The 17,223-nt window shown below is 44.5% G+C and carries 16 protein-coding genes; 6 read left to right on the forward strand and 10 right to left on the reverse strand.

The window, feature by feature from the left end:
* Nucleotides 1-32 precede the first annotated feature (32 nt).
* Entirely contained in the window at nucleotides 33-1,565 is a 1,533-nt protein-coding gene (locus NG798_RS13545; RefSeq protein WP_261223617.1) for a NupC/NupG family nucleoside CNT transporter, read from the reverse strand.
* A 289-nt stretch (nucleotides 1,566-1,854) separates the two neighbouring features.
* On the opposite strand from NG798_RS13545, the gene NG798_RS13550 reads away from it, so the two are divergent.
* Entirely contained in the window at nucleotides 1,855-2,115 is a 261-nt protein-coding gene (locus NG798_RS13550; protein WP_261223618.1) for a hypothetical protein, read from the forward strand.
* Nucleotides 2,116-2,193: 78 nt separating this feature from the next.
* Here NG798_RS13550 and NG798_RS13555 read toward each other — a convergent pair whose 3' ends face one another.
* Nucleotides 2,194-4,128: a PAS domain S-box protein gene (locus tag NG798_RS13555; RefSeq protein ID WP_261223620.1), complete on the reverse strand. Its 1,935-nt coding sequence runs from the start codon at nucleotides 4,126-4,128 to the stop codon at nucleotides 2,194-2,196.
* Nucleotides 4,129-4,639: 511 nt separating this feature from the next.
* On the opposite strand from NG798_RS13555, the gene NG798_RS13560 reads away from it, so the two are divergent.
* Nucleotides 4,640-5,410 (forward strand): DUF1350 family protein, encoded by a 771-nt coding sequence (locus NG798_RS13560; RefSeq protein ID WP_261223622.1) that lies wholly within the window; start codon nucleotides 4,640-4,642, stop codon nucleotides 5,408-5,410.
* Between the two features lie 11 nt (nucleotides 5,411-5,421).
* Here the strand turns inward: NG798_RS13560 and NG798_RS13565 are convergent, their stop codons facing one another.
* From NG798_RS13565 to NG798_RS13580, 4 genes are all read right to left on the reverse strand, one after another.
* A complete protein-coding gene (locus NG798_RS13565; protein WP_261223624.1) occupies nucleotides 5,422-6,033 on the reverse strand; it encodes a helix-turn-helix domain-containing protein in 612 nt (203 codons plus the stop codon).
* A gap of 71 nt (nucleotides 6,034-6,104) precedes the next feature.
* The gene (locus tag NG798_RS13570; RefSeq protein WP_375338966.1) at nucleotides 6,105-6,575 is read right to left on the reverse strand and encodes a Dps family protein; all 471 of its coding nucleotides are present in this window, start codon (nucleotides 6,573-6,575) and stop codon (nucleotides 6,105-6,107) included.
* Between the two features lie 140 nt (nucleotides 6,576-6,715).
* Complete coding sequence (locus tag NG798_RS13575; protein WP_261223933.1) at nucleotides 6,716-6,976, reverse strand: sulfiredoxin; 261 nt, start codon at nucleotides 6,974-6,976, stop codon at nucleotides 6,716-6,718.
* A 114-nt stretch (nucleotides 6,977-7,090) separates the two neighbouring features.
* On the reverse strand, nucleotides 7,091-8,758 hold the full coding sequence (locus NG798_RS13580) for a YcjF family protein (RefSeq protein WP_261223637.1): 1,668 nt from the start codon (nucleotides 8,756-8,758) through the stop codon (nucleotides 7,091-7,093).
* Between the two features lie 271 nt (nucleotides 8,759-9,029).
* Here NG798_RS13580 and NG798_RS13585 point away from each other — a divergent pair, with 271 nt between their 5' ends.
* Entirely contained in the window at nucleotides 9,030-9,566 is a 537-nt protein-coding gene (locus tag NG798_RS13585) for a DUF937 domain-containing protein (protein WP_261223639.1), read from the forward strand.
* A 337-nt stretch (nucleotides 9,567-9,903) separates the two neighbouring features.
* On the opposite strand, the gene NG798_RS13590 is transcribed toward NG798_RS13585, so the two are convergent.
* From NG798_RS13590 to NG798_RS13600, 3 genes are all read right to left on the reverse strand, one after another.
* Nucleotides 9,904-12,201: a PBP1A family penicillin-binding protein gene (locus NG798_RS13590; RefSeq protein WP_261223642.1), complete on the reverse strand. Its 2,298-nt coding sequence runs from the start codon at nucleotides 12,199-12,201 to the stop codon at nucleotides 9,904-9,906.
* A gap of 279 nt (nucleotides 12,202-12,480) precedes the next feature.
* On the reverse strand, nucleotides 12,481-12,969 hold the full coding sequence (gene lspA, locus NG798_RS13595; protein ID WP_261223651.1) for a signal peptidase II: 489 nt from the start codon (nucleotides 12,967-12,969) through the stop codon (nucleotides 12,481-12,483).
* 101 nt (nucleotides 12,970-13,070) lie between these two features.
* A complete protein-coding gene (locus tag NG798_RS13600; protein ID WP_261223653.1) occupies nucleotides 13,071-13,640 on the reverse strand; it encodes a biotin transporter BioY in 570 nt (189 codons plus the stop codon).
* A 957-nt stretch (nucleotides 13,641-14,597) separates the two neighbouring features.
* Here NG798_RS13600 and pstB point away from each other — a divergent pair.
* Nucleotides 14,598-15,404, forward strand: a complete 807-nt coding sequence (gene pstB, locus NG798_RS13605) for a phosphate ABC transporter ATP-binding protein PstB (RefSeq protein ID WP_261223664.1) — start codon at nucleotides 14,598-14,600, stop codon at nucleotides 15,402-15,404.
* A 79-nt stretch (nucleotides 15,405-15,483) separates the two neighbouring features.
* Here pstB and NG798_RS13610 read toward each other — a convergent pair whose 3' ends face one another.
* The gene (locus NG798_RS13610; RefSeq protein ID WP_261223666.1) at nucleotides 15,484-15,654 is read right to left on the reverse strand and encodes an NblA/ycf18 family protein; all 171 of its coding nucleotides are present in this window, start codon (nucleotides 15,652-15,654) and stop codon (nucleotides 15,484-15,486) included.
* A 225-nt stretch (nucleotides 15,655-15,879) separates the two neighbouring features.
* Between NG798_RS13610 and NG798_RS13615 the strand changes: the two genes are divergently transcribed.
* Both NG798_RS13615 and NG798_RS13620 read left to right on the forward strand, forming a co-directional pair.
* Nucleotides 15,880-16,476 carry a phycobiliprotein lyase gene (locus NG798_RS13615; protein WP_261223668.1) on the forward strand — a complete coding sequence of 199 codons (597 nt, stop codon included), beginning with the start codon at nucleotides 15,880-15,882 and terminating at the stop codon, nucleotides 16,474-16,476.
* Nucleotides 16,477-16,492: 16 nt separating this feature from the next.
* On the forward strand, nucleotides 16,493-17,107 hold the full coding sequence (locus NG798_RS13620; RefSeq protein ID WP_261223670.1) for a hypothetical protein: 615 nt from the start codon (nucleotides 16,493-16,495) through the stop codon (nucleotides 17,105-17,107).
* Nucleotides 17,108-17,223: the final 116 nt, after the last annotated feature.

Consider the following 17,223-nt stretch of genomic DNA (forward strand, 5'->3'; position numbering starts at 1 on the left):
TTCATCTGCGGTTTTTAATTCCCCCTTACTTATCACCTTTTCACCGGCACTTTTGGCGTTTTATTCGCTTCAGGCGTTGCTTTTGGTGTTGCTGCCGGTGTTGCTACCGGTGGCGGTGGCGGCGTAGTTTGTTCTTGCTGCACCGGCGCCGCTTTCTGCCCTAAAATACTCGCATCACCATTATCATAAACCCCCGCAATACAAGCAATCATCAAAGTTGCCAAAGTCCCAATAAATAAAGCCTTCCAACCCAACTCAGAAATATCCTTACGTCGAGACGGAATTAAAGCAATTGTACCACCCACAAAAATACCCACCGAAGCCAAATGAGCAAACCCAGAAAGCGCATAACTCACAATCAAAACTGTTCTCTCACTCACCAACCCATTTTTAGCAGCTTCTGCTAATGCTTGATAAGGCGGAATTGCCGTTTCTAAAAGCCGGCGGCCAATAATCACTGAAGCGATCCAAGACTCCTCAAAAGGCACACCCGTTAACAAAGTCAAAGGATAAAATAACGCCCCTTGAATATTTGCTAAAGTCAGCAATTTAAAAATACTCCCTATCGGTGCCGGCAACGCCGCCAAAGCCGCAAAAATTTGATTAATTAAAGAAACCAACCCCACAATCAAAATCAACACCGCCGCTATCGAAACCGCCATTTTTACCCCTTCCAAAGCCCCCAAAATGGCAGCATCCAAAGGACTCACTCGCTGAATCGGTTCACCCATAGCCGTTTCTTTTGCCATCAGTTCTTCTTTTTCTTCTAAATCTTCCCCATCAAAATCTGTGCCGGTGTAATCTTTTGATCGGCGTTTCGTAATTTTTTCCTCTTCAGGAATTCCCCCAGCCGTTACCGGCGTTTCTGTTTCAGGCACCAAAATTTTTGACAACACAAAACAAGCCGGTATCGCCATAATAGAAGCCGACACCAAATGCCCTAAAATATTTGGAAACACCGGCCTCAAATAACTAACATAAATTGCCAAAGTCGAAGAAGCCGCCGTCCCAAAACAACAAGCCAAAATCGCACAAAGTTCGCTGCGAGTCATCTTCGGCAAATAAGGTTTCACCACAATTGCCGCCTCAATTCCCACAAAAATATTCGCCGCCCCACTCAGCGCTTCTGCCCCACTTAAACCCATAACTTTATAAAAAACCTTAGCGAAAACATTGGTAATTACTTGAATCACCCCAATATTTTCTAGCAAAGCCATTAAACCAGAAAAGAAAACCACCGTCGGCAACGCCCGAAACGCAAAAATATAACCTAAATTCACAGCAGCCGGCCTGGTTGGTAACGGCACAATATTGCTACCAAAAACAAAATTAGCACCCGTATCTGCTGCCAAAAACACACCATCCAGCAAACTACTAAAACCTTGCAACAAATCTCGCGTAATTGGAACCCGAAAAACAAAAGCCCCTAAAATTAATTGCAAAGCAATACCCGAAATAATCACACGCCAGGGAATAATGCGCCGGTGTTCAGAAAACAACCATGCAATCGCGCACAAACCAAAAATGCCGAGAAACGAGATAAGGTTATACATCAAAGGAGGCATGAAATTCAATCCTCGTGCTGGTTGACAGAAGAAAAACCCTTAGCCTGCGTGAGTGCCATCTGTGTCTCACTTCAACTCGATGCACCGGCAACGACACCACCCAGACCATAAAAGAATAACCAAAATTGAGACAATGTAATAGGACAATCGTTCTAAAATAGTTAAGTAACAGACAATTTTCTCGCAATCTTAACATTTTGTAAACTACTCCACTCAAATTCCACCCCTATGCACGAACCGGCCTCAAATCGGTGATAATCATTATGAATAAATCGAGGAATTTCAGGACATGGATGCTTTTGAGCTAAACCCGCCTGAGTGGACAAACAAAGCCATTCATGCCAGCGACTTCTCCTGCCCCAGATGCAAAGCAACTTCAATGCAAGCCGTGCAAGTTTGGATTAACCGACGTTCCCCCGTCTACACCGAAGATCACCGCCGCAAATGGCAAGAATTTTATGAATGTAACTGTGGTTCTGCCTGGTGGGCTTGGAGTAGTGAACGCCCCCCCTCTCCCTTGTGCCCACCCGATGAATTAGACGAATTTTGATGCTTAATAATTGTGGTTTTTTCTTTCTTTTCAACACATCCCCCTCATTGCCGACCGGCAGTTTTTGATTGTTTTGCCTTAACAATTACCCCGGAATTTCGGCGAAATTGGAATCTCAATCACAAATTCAGCCCCCTCTCCCGGTGCCGAATTACACATCAAATTTCCTCCGTGTTTTTCCACCACAATTTGATAACTAATCGACATCCCCAAACCCGTACCTTTCCCCACCGGCTTCGTCGTAAAAAACAAATCAAATAACCGCTTTCTCACTTCCTCACTCATCCCCATTCCATTATCAGCAATTCGGATTTTCACAAATTTGTCATCTTTCAAACTCGTGGAAATTTCAATTTGAGGAACGTAAATTTCTCGCTCATCATTTCTGAAACTTCCTCGGTTTTCTTGATTTTTATGGCACTCTCTTTGCCTTTCCTCCAGCGCATCAATTCCATTTGCCAAAATATTCATAAACACTTGATTCAGGGCACCGGCATAACACTCCACCAACGGCAACCCCCCATATTCTTTCACCACCTTAATTTCCCCCAAACTGCCTTTTGCCTTCAGCCGGTTCTGCAAAATCATCAATGTACTATCAATACCATCGTGAATATTTACCGGCTTCATTTCCGCCTCATCCATCCGTGAAAAATTCCGCAAATTTAACACAATATCGCCAATTCTCTCAGCCCCCACCGCCATCGAACCCAGTAATTTCGGAAAATCCTCCCTCAAAAACTCAAAATCAATCTCTTCTATCTTCTCTAAAATTTCAGAATTTGGTTTTGGATAGTGCTGCTGATAAACATTCACAAGTTCCAATAAATCTTTCATATACTTGTTTGCATGACAGAGATTTGCATAAATAAAATTCACCGGATTATTAATTTCATGCGCTATCCCCGCCACCATTTGTCCCAAACATGACATTTTTTCTGTTTGCACCAATTGCGCCTGCGTTCGCTGCAACTCATAAAGCGTTTTTTGTAAATATTCCGTCTGCTCTCTCAACCGCGCTTCACTTTCTTTCAAAGCAATTTCTGCTTTCTTCCTTTCCGTAATATCAATACCCATCGCCAAAATAAAATCCAATTCCCCGTCTACTCGAAAAACCGGCCTGCTGTGCCATTCCACCAACAGTAACTTGCCATCTTTAGCCAGAATATGCGTTTCCCCAGAAACTTTTTCTTTAAACTTTATTAAACGCTCAAACTCCTCACAAACTTTCACCCTTTCCCCACTTCCCACCAACATCGATAAATAATCTTGATTTTCTACTTCCTCCAGTGTGTAACCCAACGCCCCTAGCATCGCTTCATTAATCATCAAAATTTTTTTCTCTGCTGTCAGCGCCATAAAAAAAGCCGGTGAAGCCTCCACCAACGTCTTAGTAAAATCTCTTTCTCGCCGCAAAGCATCCAGCGCCAATTTTCGCTCCGTTACATCCCGCAAAAGCACCAAAAACGCAAGTTTTCCCTCCCATTTAGTCTCCACCACCCGCATTTCCGCTATCGCTTTTTCCCCATACCAGGGCTGAATATCCACTTGCAATTGCACCACCCGCATTTTTGCATTTGCCGCATCCTTCCCCATCGGCAAAATATCTGTATTCATATCATAAGAACTATTTTCTATCACAAACTTTCCAAATAATTCTTTCCCTAAAACTTCACTAACTGAACAATTCAACAGCAATTCTGAGGCCGGATTTGCAAAACAAATTCTCCCCCCCTCATCAACAATAATAATACTATCAGCATTTTTATCAATAACATTCCGAAATCTCTCGTCCAGCACTTGCAACTCTTGCTGAGAGTTTCGCAATTCCTGCTTCATCTGATAAAAATCCAACGCCTGACGCAGAGAATCCACCAAATTACTACCAGATTGTACCTTTTGCCCCTCTACAAATTCCTTGGTGATGAAAGCCTTTTGCTCCTTCGTGTAGCCTCCCTCAACCGCCTTGATTCGCTTTGTTCTCAATTCCGTAATTTTCTTAACATTAACCATAACCCTTGTTCTCCTTCCAATATTTATCTCTACTCTTTCCCTAGTTAGTAACCAATATAGCTCTGCCTTGCTGTATCAATTATTACAACAACATTAAGACTTACATCGGCTTTTTTGACTTACTTAAAATTTACTCTATCTTAACCAAACCTTTCTTTTAACCCCCAACTTTTGCTTTTTATTTTATAGGAAATAATTAGCCCTCTTATAATTCTTCATAAATCTACATTTAAGCTGATTTTTGGTAGTCGTCAATACATTATTTGTAATCTCGAATACACTGTAATATTTTTTTAACTATTCTCATAAAAAATCCCAACTTCTGAGACTCTCCCCGATACCAACAGTTTTTAACCAGAAAAAAGCATAAGAGAACCTCAGAAAACTATTAAATATAAAATTGATTCACCCCATCGTCTGCAATTCCCACCTCAATGCCAGCCAAGCAAACAAAAAATCCCCCACCCCCCCGCTAAACTAAAAAAAGAAACCATAATCACACAAAATCCGCATGGACGACTGGCAGGAAGTAGCAGGCAATTGGGTTTTAATTCCCCCACGCCCCACCGGCATCGTACACTTTCTCGGCGGTGCCTTCGTAGCCACCGCCCCCCAACTCACTTATCGCTGGTTACTCGAACAACTTCATCAACAAGGCTACGCCATCGTCGCCACCCCATTCATCAACACCCTTGATCACACCGCCATCGCCCGCGACGTCCTCTGGAGTTTCGAGCAAACCCTCAACCGGCTCCAATCAACCCGCCTCATCCGCAAACAATACCTCCCCATCTATGGCGTAGGGCACAGCATGGGCTGCAAACTGCACCTCCTCATCGGCAGCTTATTTGACATCGAACGCGCCGGCAATATCCTCATTTCCTTTAACAACTACCCCGCCTCCCGCGCCATCCCCCTCCTCGAACAAGTCTCCCCCTTCGTCTCCGTCGAGTTCACCCCATCCCCCAAAGAAACCGACACCATCATCTCCAAAGGCTACCAAGTCCGCCGCAACCTCCTCGTCAAATTTACCAACGACGACATCGACCAAACTCTCACCCTCAACCAACTCCTGCAAGCCAAATTTCCAGGGATGGTATCGTTACAAACCATCACCGGCACCCACGTCACCCCCTTGGGTCAAGATGTAAGCTGGCCGGTCGGTCAAGTTTTCACCCCCATCGACGCCATTGGCCAATGGTTCAAACAAGAAGCCTACCGCGACCTCAACAAGCTTAAACAAGAAATCTGCCGGTGGCTCAACCCCCTCGGCTCCATCTGACCAAAAAACCCCTAAACCACGCTCACTTTCGCCCGATAAAGCAACTTTTCCCCTTGCCGGTACCCCTGATAACGCACCTTTACCCGTTGTCCAGCCTCCGCACTACCTTCCATTAATTGATGCCGGTGAGGATCATACTCCACCTCTGCACCCACCGGCCCGATCATCTCCACTCCCCACTCCTGCAACAACTGCTCAACCGGCCTCACCAACGGCAACAACCGAGTTGCAGGAATATCCGGTTTTTGTTGTACCGCATACGCCGCAGTCGGCCATTGCAACAACCAAGACTCAATTTTCTGTAACGTTTCTTCCCGAAAACTTTGCAACAAAACACTTTTCTGTTGCCCTAACTCTTCTTGCAGACGTTTATATTCACTTTCCCATTCCCCAACCGCTATCGATTTTACCGGCTCGCTCATTTCAAACACCGTCAACAATTCCCCCACCGACATCTGCAACGCCTTAGCAATTTTCTGTAAATTTTCCACCCGCATTTGCCCTATTTTCCCCCCCCGCAGTTGCTTAATTTGCCACTGAGAAACCCCAGCATTTTTTGCCAGTTCCCTAAAACTTGCAATTCCCGCCTGCTTCATCAAACTTTCTAATAATTCATTATTCATAGTTCATTATTCCTAAATATTAAAAACCGGATTCCTAAAAGAAACCCGGTTTCTGAAACAATCTAAAATCCTTATTCTTCTAACAAACTTCTCAACATCCAAGCAGTCTTTTCATGCACTTGCAAACGCTGAGTTAACAAATCTGCCGAAGGCTCATCACTCGCCTTATCCACCGTCGAAAACAGAGAACGCGCCGTGCGAGCAACCGTTTCGTGACCATCCACCAACAAGCGAATCATCTCTTTTGCTTTCGGCACTCCCGCTGTTTCTTCAATGGAACTCAAGCGGCTAAATTCACTATAAGTGCCCGGTGCCGGAAAGCCCAAAGCTCGAATTCGTTCCGCAATCAAATCCACTGCCAAAGCTAACTCATTATACTGAGTTTCAAACATCAAATGCAGCGTTTGAAACATCGGGCCGGTGACATTCCAGTGGAAATTATGCGTTTTCAAATAAAGCGAATAAGTGTCTGCCAGCAGGCGAGATAACCCCTCGGCAATTTCACCGCGAGTTTTTTCTTCAATACCGATGTCAATTTTCATGGGTTTTGGTTGTATTTGCATGATTGGTTCTCCTTATGACAATAAAATTGCACAGCACGTCTCATCTTCTATTCAATTGCTAGGCTGTCTTAAAGCAATCGTTCTTAAGAAAGATTTCCAGTCTGGGGCCGGTGTTTCATTTAGGCTAAGTGCATTTTTAATACCGAACGCGGTGCCTTACGGACTTTGCAGGGGATAGTTTCGAGCCCCAGGCGTTGTGAGGCTTCATAGCGGTGACATCCAGAAAAGCCGTAATATTCTCCCTCTACTTCTAAAACGTCTATCGGTTCTTGGACACCAATTTCTTTAATCGACTCCATCAGTGCAGCCACCTTTGCCTGGTCGTTTTTGCGTGGCAGAGGCCGGCGAATTTTATTCAAGGGGATATTTTCGATCTTCATTTTTGCTTTCCCTTTTTCTGCTTCTCCTCTAATCATACTCATAACGACTTCGAGTTAGTAAGCAATGTTAAGGAATCCTGATATTTGTTAGCAGGCAAGATGCCTGCTCCACTTCTACCACTCATCGCGGCGTTTTTTGGGGCTTTGCCAATCATCCCCAGGCTCATCCTCTTCTTCCAAATACGCCTCTTGTTTGTACACCGGCACCTTTTCGATCACTCCCTCAGTTTCCAATTCTCCCTCTTGTAGCTCTGCTCGTCCCCCCGGTAACTTATCCCGCAAAGGTTCCACCACCTGAGCAATTGCATCTTTAATAAAAGCTTTAACAAACTCATCCTTTTTATTTAATTGAAACTGACGTTGCACAACTTCTGTAATTCCCCCATCTCCCCAATCTTGATCGTGGCGGAAATATTCAATAAAACTTTTCCCCGCAATTCGTGTTAAATAAGCAGCCGTTACGCCTTGAATAGCTTTGCCAATTACAAACGTGCCTAAATTTAACTGCAAAGCCGTAGCAACCAATTCAATCGCCCCTTTGACAATTCCTAAACTTGCCAAAGTTTTACCCAAAGAAAGCGCCAACTCTCGCCCGCGTTCTGTATTTAATTCACAGCCATAAATGCGACCAATTTCTACTACCATTTGAGCATTTACCGCCGCCGTTGCCAACAAATCCACCACCGGCAAAGGAGTTACAGAAATTACCCCCGCACCAATCCATTGAAAACGCTCCACCACCTTTTCGGCTTGCCGACGACGTTGAGCATCTAAAAGCCGGCGCGCCTCATCACCCAAGCGTTGAGACTGCAACAAAATATTATCTGCAATTAAATCTTCACCTTCGGAGCGTAATACAGCAGCCATGCGCCGAATTAAAGGCATAATATCGGGATCAGGCTGGAAAACTTCACCAGTTTCTAAACGCACCGGTAAAGGATTTGCTGCTGTTTCCACCACATCCATTGAAGATACAAAACCCCGGACACGATAGCGCAAACGAGCTAAAATTGCCTCTCGATCTTCAGCGGGGTAAATGTCAGTTTTATTAAAAACAACAATGGAGCGTTTGCCAATTTCGGCCAAGGCTCGTAGGGGGTTATATTCAGATTTTTGCAAATCGTTATCGACAACAAATAATAATAAATCGGCTTCGGTGGCAAGCTGACGGGCAATTTCTTCGCGTTCTGTACCAGCGACACCGGCTTCTAAAATTCCGGGGGTATCGGTAATCAGAATTTCTCGATCTAAACCTTTGAGTTTTAGTTGATAGGTTTCTCCGACTTCTGTTGTCCCCATTGGGGCGGCAACGCGGCCCACCATACGCCCAATTAAAGCATTTACTAGGGAAGTTTTGCCGGCGCTGCCGGTGCCAAAAACAACTACTTGTAAGTCACCGCGAGCGAGGTAGGTTTCAATTTCGCGGGAACGGCTAATTAAGGCTTGACGAGCGACTTCATCTTGAATTTGGTCAACTTGCCGGCGTATAGCTTTGAGGGTTTCTTCGGCGGCTTCGGTTTTTTGGGCGGGAATTTTTGGCCGAATTTTGCGGGGCTGAGTTTTGCGCCCAGGCGAGTTGGGAAACAGCCCCAGATAATAAACAAAGGCTGCTATTAAGACAGCCAACAATACAATCATCAGCAAAATCAGCAAATTGCCTAAAAACGGGGAAGCATAGGCAAGTTCGAGGTAAAGCCGGTAAAAGGAGTTGATTAACCAAAGCATCAGCCCCAGGATAAAGGTAACACCGGCAATGATGGTTAAAAGGCGCGTTAGAGGCATGGGTATGTTGTTGTGGGTTTCCCATCGGTGGGGGAAGGTTAAAAAATTGGGTAGTAGTTTAATATTTTCTCTATTTGTTTGGGTTATTCGCAATGGGTGAGGTTTTGGCGGGGGTGTCGGCAGAGGATTTTGTGATTATGATTAAATTTGTGGTGTTCTTGACTTGAGTTAAATTTTTAACGCCAGAGGAACACACATTTACCAAGAGCGATTTTTGCTCATTTAAGTTTTTTTGTTGCAGTTGTCATCCCCAAAAAGGAGTAGAAAAGTAATGGCTTTAGTGGATATGCTTTTAAATGCCGTGAATGACCCCAATCAGCAAGGAAGTTCTAATGAACTTAATTCCTTTGCCAATGTTGCTCAAACAATGGGCAATAATTATGGTTTAGATCCGGCTACAACCCAAACAGTTTTGTCTTTGGTGGGTAGTCATGTGCGTTCGGCTTTGCAACAACAGCGGAACAATGGCGGTGTAGAACAAGCCCAAAGTTTAGTTAATAATTATAGCGGTTTCGGTGCGAATCCCCAAGCGGTTCAAGCTCTTTTTCCTCCCCAATGGCAAGCCCAAATTATCCAGCAAGTTTCTCAACGAACCGGGTTAGATAGTGGCATGATTCAAGCCATGTTGCCTTTGTTGATTCCGGTGATTTTAAATCTTTTAAAAATGGGAGCAAATCCTCAAAATCCTCAGCAGGGGCAAAACCCGGTTTTGAATAATTTTTTAGACGCTGATGGTGATGGCGATGTGGATATTGCCGATGCTATGAGTTTGGCGGGCCGGTATTTCAATAAAGGACAACAATTCTAAATTTTTTCCCAGACAAAAAAAGGTCTTTGATGAACCGGCACCTACTGATGCTTTTTGTCTGGGTTCCTCTACAATTTCAGCAGATAAGTAAGTCAACTTAATTAAACTCTGGGTGTAATGTAGGTTGGGTAGAGGAACGAAACCCAACACTCTCAAGGCTTTGATGGGTAAGGCTTACGCTAAAACTATCCTACAAATAATTAAGTGCTTCTACTTATGATTTTTTCAATCCCATTGATAGGCTTTCAAAAATTAATGTAGGTTGAGTTTAACCGCAAATTAACGCGGTTAAAATAAAACTTTCCTAGTTTTTCGCCTAAGTTTAATTCCTCTTAAACTACCGCGCCACTTTCCCCATATAATCGCCCCATAACTGAGCCGCTTGAGCACTACTTCCAGAAGTAGCCGAGTTATCATCATTGCCTAACCAAACACCAGTTACGACTTGTTGAGAAGGGATATAACCAATAAACCAAAGATCAACATTATCATTTGTGGTGCCGGTTTTCCCCGCTTCTTCACCCAAACCAATTGATGCCGGCCTGCCTGTGCCAGAACCTACAACCCCTTGCATTAAAGTTGTCATGCTATCTGCCACTTCTGGGGATAAAATATTTACATTTCCACCGCCAGAAGATTCGCATTTAGTATCAGGAACATAGGAATAAATACACCGGCAAGTTTGGCGATCATTCGGATTTTCGCACTCATTACTATCATAAATTCGGGTAATTGTATGAGGAGTATTTTTAACACCTCGATTTGCAAATACACCGAAAGCGCCGGTCATTTCCAGCACATTCACTTCACTTTGACCAAGTACCAAAGCCGGCACCGGATTTAACTTCGACTGCACACCTAAACGCTGCGCCATTCGCACCACCGAATCTAAACCCACATCCTGCGCCACCCGCAGCGCTATCACATTTAAAGAAGAAGCCATCCCTGAATACATATCTGCGCTGCCACTTCCGCAACCTTCAAAATATTGGCTTTGCCAACTAAGGGGAGAACAAGAGTAAACTCGACCCGGAGAAATGCCACTTTCAATAGCGGCTGTATAGGCAAAAACCTTGAAAGTTGAACCGGGTTGTCGTTGAGCTTGTGTGGCGCGATTAAACTGACTTTCTTTGTAATCAACACCGCCTACCATTGCTAAAACTTGGCCGGTGGTGGAATCAAGCGTCACAATTGCGCCTTGCGAAAAGCCAAAACTACCACCGCTACCGGCCACAGAATTTCGCAGAGAAGATTCAGCCGCCGACTGGAATTTGCGATCCAGGCCGGTTTCAACAATAAAATTACCTTCTCTTGCCAAACCTTCACCCAAAAGCCGGTCAAGTTCATTAAACACATGATTATAAAAATACGGCGCAATAGTTTGTTCAAGAACTTTGCGAGCATTTTCATTAATCTCAATTCTCGAACGGCGAGCCCGATCTGCATCCGCTTGGCTAATCATTCCCAGAGCACGCATTCGGTAAATTACACCATCGCGTTGTCGAATTGCCAACTCATAATTTTGCACCGGGTTAAAACTATTTGGGGCCGGTAAAATTCCCACCAGAGTCGCTGCTTCCGAAACATTCAAATTCCTAGCAGACTTGCCAAAATAAAATTGGGCTGCATCTTCAAAACCATACAAATCTAAACCCAAAAATACGCGGTTTAAATAAGTCTGTAACAGGTAATCTTTGCTGTAAGCTGTTTCTAATTTCAAAGCCACCGCCGCCTCGCGCAATTTGCGACCGGCAGAGTCATCAGTACCCACATAATCACGGAATAAACTTCTGGCAAGTTGTTGAGTAATCGTGCTCGCACCTTCACGAATTCCCCCGCCGCGCACATTAGCCACCACAGCGCGTAAAATTCCCAGCGGATCAACGCCAAAATGCCAGTAATACCGGCTATCTTCCGAAGCAATCACAGCATCGCGTAAGGCTTTAGGAAATTCCGAAAGGCGTTTAATTTCTTGGTGAGAATTATTATAGGGAGGACGCAGCGGTGTTTGACCATCACGAGCATAAACCACCACCGGCCCTTGAGTAGAAACTGGTAAAGGTCGGACTCGAAATTTTTGCCATTCCAGTAAAACCAAACCCACCACCAAAGCCGTCAAACCACCGGCACCATAAAGCGAATATCGAAACGCTTTGATATACCAAGGCGGCGGATCAATATAACGAATTTGGACAGCAGCAGCTAATTCTGGCGGGCCCAACGTCAACAAATCACCATGACGCAAGGGTAATTGATTGATGCGGCGTTTGCCTAAATAAATGCCATTGGTAGAATTTTCATCGCGGATAATAAAAGGAGCATTGGCTTTGCTACTATCGCGGGAAATTGAAACATGAGTCTGACTGACTACCGGATTGCGAATAACAATATCACTGCTTTTAGAACTGCGACCAATTAAATAACGTTCTCCCAAAAGCGGGTATTTTTGAACTGTTGGAGCCCCCGCATCCTGCACCCAAATTTCGGCAACTCTGGCATTTGGTTTAAGGGCCAGTTGGTTAAAATTCACCTTAGCAATAGTCTGTACCGCTTGAGTAAAAGCCCCTAAAATCGTGCGCGGCGGTTGATTTTGTGGTGGCGGACTGGGTGGTTGCGGATTTTGCGGTGAATTCATACTCTGTACAAATCGTGCTTAGTAATATTATGTGTCGAGGTTAAACGGAAATGCCCCTGCCGGCCTGCAAAAACTACACTTCCCTGATTAGTTTTTCCAAAATATAACAAATTGGTCGTATTTTTTGCCCTAGGTGCCGGTGGTGAGTTTGCCAAAAATGTCTCCAGCGGTCGCCATTTTTTTGGGATCTGCCGGCCAACCCCACAAGACATTGCTCCAGATAGCGAGTATTTATTGATCATAAACATTTGGCGCTGTGCCGGTTGGGTAAACAATTCCTTAAAGACTTCCTCCGTTATCTTTGCGAGCAGCCGGCGGTTGTTGCAGCGCCACCAAAAGCAGACAAACAATGCCAATATTAATAAAAACATCCGCCAAATTAAAAACGGGAAAGCGAATCAAGCGAAAATCTAAAAAATCCACCACTTCGCCGGTCAAAAACCGATCAATGCCATTGCCCAGCGCCCCGCCTAAAATAAAACCAAAACCGATTTGTTCCCAGCGATCCAGCCTTGGCCCCAACCCAGCATAAGCCATAATTGCCAAACTCACCCCCAAAGACAACCAACGCAACCAACCCCCATTTTGACTAAATAAACTAAACGCCGCCCCCGGATTTGTTACATAAGTAAAATGAAAAACGCCCTTAATAAGCGGCCAACTTTCCCCCAGTTTAAAATTTTGCACGACCAATAATTTTGTTAGATGGTCAATTGCCAAACTAAAAAATGCAACAATCCAAAACAGCCGGTTTTTAAACTTAATCATTTCTCTGTTACTCGTAAAAGCGCCTATCGATTCCTGTAAATTTTGTTCGGGTTTGGCAACCTTGGTAATTTGACCTTTCCTTGCTTCATCAAATTGCCGGTTTAATAAAACATCATTTGACGCAAAATAAAAGCCAAAACCGAAACCGCACAAACCACAGCCAACTGTCCGGGTAAAGGATGCAAAGAATATTTCATAGCAGCCGGTACCCACAAATTAGCATCCAAACCACAACTCAACCCCAAAACCCCCAACCCAACCAAATGAACCACTAACAAACCACCAATACAACTCAACGCCAAAAACTCTAAACGCACCGGCGCCTGAAAAGCCAGCCAACCACAAACCCAAGCCCCAGGAATAAACCCTAATAAATATCCAAACGAAGGTTCCCTTAGATACTCAAAACCCCCTCCCTTGGTAAAAACCGGCATCCCAGTCAAACCCAAAACCAGATAAGCTATTTGAGACAAAGCACCGGCATTTTTTCCACCCAAACACCCCACCAACAGCACCGCCCCAATTTGATAAGAAACCCCCAAAGACTGAAACAAGACCACATCTTGTCCCCACTTCAAAGACAACCCAGCAATTGAAGCCTCCACAAATGTGCCACCGATAGTCAACAGCAAGCCAATTAGAGCGTACACTAACTCAAGGGATTTGGGCATCAGCAATTTTTGCATTTCTTTAAAATTTAACTTTATGCTGACTACTTTTGTAAGTAGCAGTTTCAGCTTCTTAGCCAGTGTTAGCCAGAGCCGGTAAAACCAAAACTAGAAAGAGCAACATGGCATTAATTTGTTTGATAGCCTAAGTGCATAGGCATTTTATCACTCTAACTCGACATCAACAGTATTCCCCCACCGGCAGATATTCGCTCCCACTACCTATTCTTAAACTGCCCTTAACATTTTTTAAACCTGCCGATTGTATAATTAGCCATTGGCATCTCCCTTTTTTGGCAGTCAAAATTCACAATTTAATAATTTTGTCAAGGGGTTGGCCAAAAAAACAAAAATTATCCTGCCAAGGCGGAAACCCAGCTAATGCAGCTAAAAATCAAAGCAATGCTCCGCAGTCGCCCAGGCGGTTTTAAAGAAACTTAACCAATAAAGCCGGCCTAAAAAATTAAACACAGAGACACTAATGGTGATAATAAATACAGTAAAAATTTACCAACCATGAAATTCTCACCAGGTCACTCGCCTGTTTCAAAAACAACACAGCCGCATTTCAGCCTCAAAAACTGAAGGGCAAACAAGTCAACGCAAGACTCACCGCCACCCCAAAGTCGCTGGCTGAGCCTTAAAGAAGACACCCAAAAAACGCAGATTTTAGATGACTGTAGAATTCCATGATCTTTGACGGTGAGATTCATTGAGGTAATGGTCTAAAATCTTCCCATCAAACTACCGTCCCAGACTGTCGGATTCGTTCGTAGCAAAACCTAGCAGAAAAGACATAGCAACCAAGTTACTAAATTTCCCTAACCGTCACAGTTCGGAGGGGCCGGTTCACCTAGATTTAGGCGCTTAGCAGATATCTGTAGGTATCCTCGCCCGTACTAGCACTGCGATATTGAGGGAAATAGCACTGCGAATCCTAACCCACTATTTAGATATTTTATGGCTTCTAATTCCCTGCTCGAAAGACCCACGTCCAACGTTTTACGCACAGAAGATGTATCCGTCTATTACGGAAATTTTCTCGCCCTCAAGAATGTCTCATTAGATATTCCCAAAAACAAAATTACTGCCTTTATTGGCCCGTCAGGATGCGGTAAAAGTACCCTTTTGCGCTGTTACAACCGGCTGAACGACCTCATTAAAGGATTTAAAGCCAACGGCGGAATTTCCTACAACGGACAAAACATTTACGCCTCAGATATCGATCCCGTAGAACTCCGCCGGCGCATCGGGATGGTCTTTCAAAAACCCAACCCCTTCCCCAAATCAATCTACGATAACGTCGCCTTTGGAGCCCGTATCAACGGCTACCGAGGTGATATGGATGAACTCGTAGAACGTTCTCTCAAACAAGCCGCTTTGTGGGAAGAAGTCAAAGACAAACTCCGCCAAAGCGGTTTAGCCTTATCGGGGGGTCAACAACAACGTCTTTGTATTGCCAGAGCTTTAGCAGTTCAACCCGATGTAATTTTAATGGATGAACCCTGCTCTGCACTCGATCCGATTTCCACCCTCAGAATTGAAGAAGTGCTGCACGAACTCAAACAACAGTACACAATTGTTATCGTGACGCACAATATGCAGCAAGCCTCTCGCGTCTCCGACATGACAGCATTTTTTAACGTCGAACCAACCCAAAAAGGCGGTAGAGTTGGCTATTTGGTTGAATACGACGAAACGCAAATAATTTTCCACAACCCCGCCAAAGAAGCCACCCAAGAATATGTCAGTGGCCGGTTTGGTTAAATTTGTCCATTAATGAATCACCATGAGCCTGCGATACCCCCCTTCAAAAAGGGGGGATTTTTGCCATTGGCCAATGTTTCTAGGCCGCTTTTTTCAAGAAGTGCTTAAATAGATTATCTTTCACCATATTTTGTTTGAGGACTTCAATCAAATAATCTTGAGCTTGCTCTCTGCTCAAATTCTTGACTTGTTCGCGCAAAATTTGCATTTTGAATTCTTGCTCTAAAGTGAGTTGCGTAGGAAGTTCCATAACCATTCACTCCTCTGCTTGTTATTGGCTGACACATAAGAGGACGTGGTTGCCCGCCTCTTTGTCTCGACTTAATTGTAAATTATCGTAACAGAGGCTTGACAAAGAGTTGGTAATATACATTACAAGATCGCAGCCAACACAAAATTAAACCCAAGCCGCGAAGCTATATCATAAAAAACGAGAAAGCCGCACTCCTGGTTGAAAAAAAGGAAGATAACAAAAATGAATGCAATGGAGTTTTTTGAAAAAAGTGCCGGAAAATGGATATCACAACGCGGCACCCACCATCTACCTTTTAGACGAGCCGAGCTAGGAGATTCCGAAATCACCGTCGAAACCCTAGCCGCCGATGACCCAAAAGTTGCAGAAATCTGTGAATTACACGGAGTCGCTCCCAATTTAGCAGCCGGTGGAGCCTTTGTGAAATGGCAGGGAGTAATGCAGTGGGACAAAGAAGACGAAAATCATAGCGGCGAAACCGTCTTTGCCATTGTGCCGGATGCAGAAGACCCCAACAAAGGCAAAATGTTACGCGAACGCGGTTATGCCGAGATTGTGCCGGTGGCCGGTGAGTATATTGTTGATGAAGACGGTGCGTTGATATTAATTACCGAATATGAAACCATGAGTTCCGTCGAGCGGTTTTGGTTTGCCGCACCGAATGTGCGGATGAGAACCAGCACAGTTAAACGATTTGGCGGATTTAGCACTGCGTCTTTTTGTACCGAAACCCGCGTTATTGCAGAGGCGGAGAATTCTCAAGCAACCAGCCAGCCGGCCAGCAACAGTCAAGAATTTTATTCGGTTTTGGGTTGGTAGTTGTTTTTTACCGCAGATGAACGCAGATGAACGCAGATGGTTGACAGGTTTTGAGCAAAAATCTGAAGAGGGGGTGGTCTGTTGTGATGCTGTAGAGAAGGGTACGGAATATCTTAAGACAATGCGAAGGCTGGCTTTAGAGTCAGACATGATCGCGTTGAGTGAGGATATTGTTGAGCGTATCCGCATCTGTAGCTGGATTGGCAAAAATATTGAGCCGGTGAATGCTGAACTGGGAGAATATTTGCAAGCTTGTCATAGCTGCTTTTATCCAGAACAACGGAAAAAGATTCAAATTTTTGCTGCACCTTTAGCGCAAAAGTTGGGTGTAGATGCGTTTTGTAATCTTAAAGTCGAGCCTGTGGCAATTTTAATCGACGCTGGACGCCTTCACCGGCCCGACTGGTTGAGCGTTGTTGCCCACGAATATGCTCACGCTCATTTAGGCACCGCCGGCCACCAAGGGCAGTTTTTAGCAACTATTCAGCATCTTTGCCTGGGTTTAGGCTTAGAACCGCCTTACACCGAAGGAATGGAGGCCAAACAGCAAGAAATCTGGTTACAAAATTGGCCCCATTGCCCGCCGGTCGCTGACCCTTTGGCTTTTTGGCGCGGCGGCGCGAATGCTTAAGACAAAAAATGTTACAGATTGTTGCATTTCTTCAGAAAAGTAAGCCGCAGATCGCCCAAATCCCTTAACCTGAGTGTTGTCTGCTATAACGTCAGCCGTCAAAACTCAGGGGTCAA

The organism is Ancylothrix sp. D3o (assembly GCF_025370775.1).
In the GTDB taxonomy this organism is placed as follows: domain Bacteria; phylum Cyanobacteriota; class Cyanobacteriia; order Cyanobacteriales; family Oscillatoriaceae; genus Ancylothrix.

Bases quoted from the DNA above. Each gene is read 5' to 3' on its own strand.
- NG798_RS13545 (WP_261223617.1), bottom strand. From the start codon at position 1,565: ATGCCTCCTTTGATGTATAACCTTATCTCGTTTCTCGGCATTTTTGGT.
- NG798_RS13550 (WP_261223618.1), top strand. From the start codon at position 1,855: ATGGATGCTTTTGAGCTAAACCCGCCTGAGTGGACAAACAAAGCCATT.
- NG798_RS13555 (WP_261223620.1), bottom strand. From the start codon at position 4,128: ATGGTTAATGTTAAGAAAATTACGGAATTGAGAACAAAGCGAATCAAG.
- NG798_RS13560 (WP_261223622.1), top strand. From the start codon at position 4,640: ATGGACGACTGGCAGGAAGTAGCAGGCAATTGGGTTTTAATTCCCCCA.
- NG798_RS13565 (WP_261223624.1), bottom strand. From the start codon at position 6,033: ATGAATAATGAATTATTAGAAAGTTTGATGAAGCAGGCGGGAATTGCA.
- NG798_RS13570 (WP_375338966.1), bottom strand. From the start codon at position 6,575: ATGAAAATTGACATCGGTATTGAAGAAAAAACTCGCGGTGAAATTGCC.
- NG798_RS13575 (WP_261223933.1), bottom strand. From the start codon at position 6,976: ATGAAGATCGAAAATATCCCCTTGAATAAAATTCGCCGGCCTCTGCCA.
- NG798_RS13580 (WP_261223637.1), bottom strand. From the start codon at position 8,758: ATGCCTCTAACGCGCCTTTTAACCATCATTGCCGGTGTTACCTTTATC.
- NG798_RS13585 (WP_261223639.1), top strand. From the start codon at position 9,030: ATGGCTTTAGTGGATATGCTTTTAAATGCCGTGAATGACCCCAATCAG.
- NG798_RS13590 (WP_261223642.1), bottom strand. From the start codon at position 12,201: ATGAATTCACCGCAAAATCCGCAACCACCCAGTCCGCCACCACAAAAT.
- lspA (WP_261223651.1), bottom strand. From the start codon at position 12,969: ATGATTAAGTTTAAAAACCGGCTGTTTTGGATTGTTGCATTTTTTAGT.
- NG798_RS13600 (WP_261223653.1), bottom strand. From the start codon at position 13,640: ATGCCCAAATCCCTTGAGTTAGTGTACGCTCTAATTGGCTTGCTGTTG.
- pstB (WP_261223664.1), top strand. From the start codon at position 14,598: ATGGCTTCTAATTCCCTGCTCGAAAGACCCACGTCCAACGTTTTACGC.
- NG798_RS13610 (WP_261223666.1), bottom strand. From the start codon at position 15,654: ATGGAACTTCCTACGCAACTCACTTTAGAGCAAGAATTCAAAATGCAA.
- NG798_RS13615 (WP_261223668.1), top strand. From the start codon at position 15,880: ATGAATGCAATGGAGTTTTTTGAAAAAAGTGCCGGAAAATGGATATCA.
- NG798_RS13620 (WP_261223670.1), top strand. From the start codon at position 16,493: ATGAACGCAGATGAACGCAGATGGTTGACAGGTTTTGAGCAAAAATCT.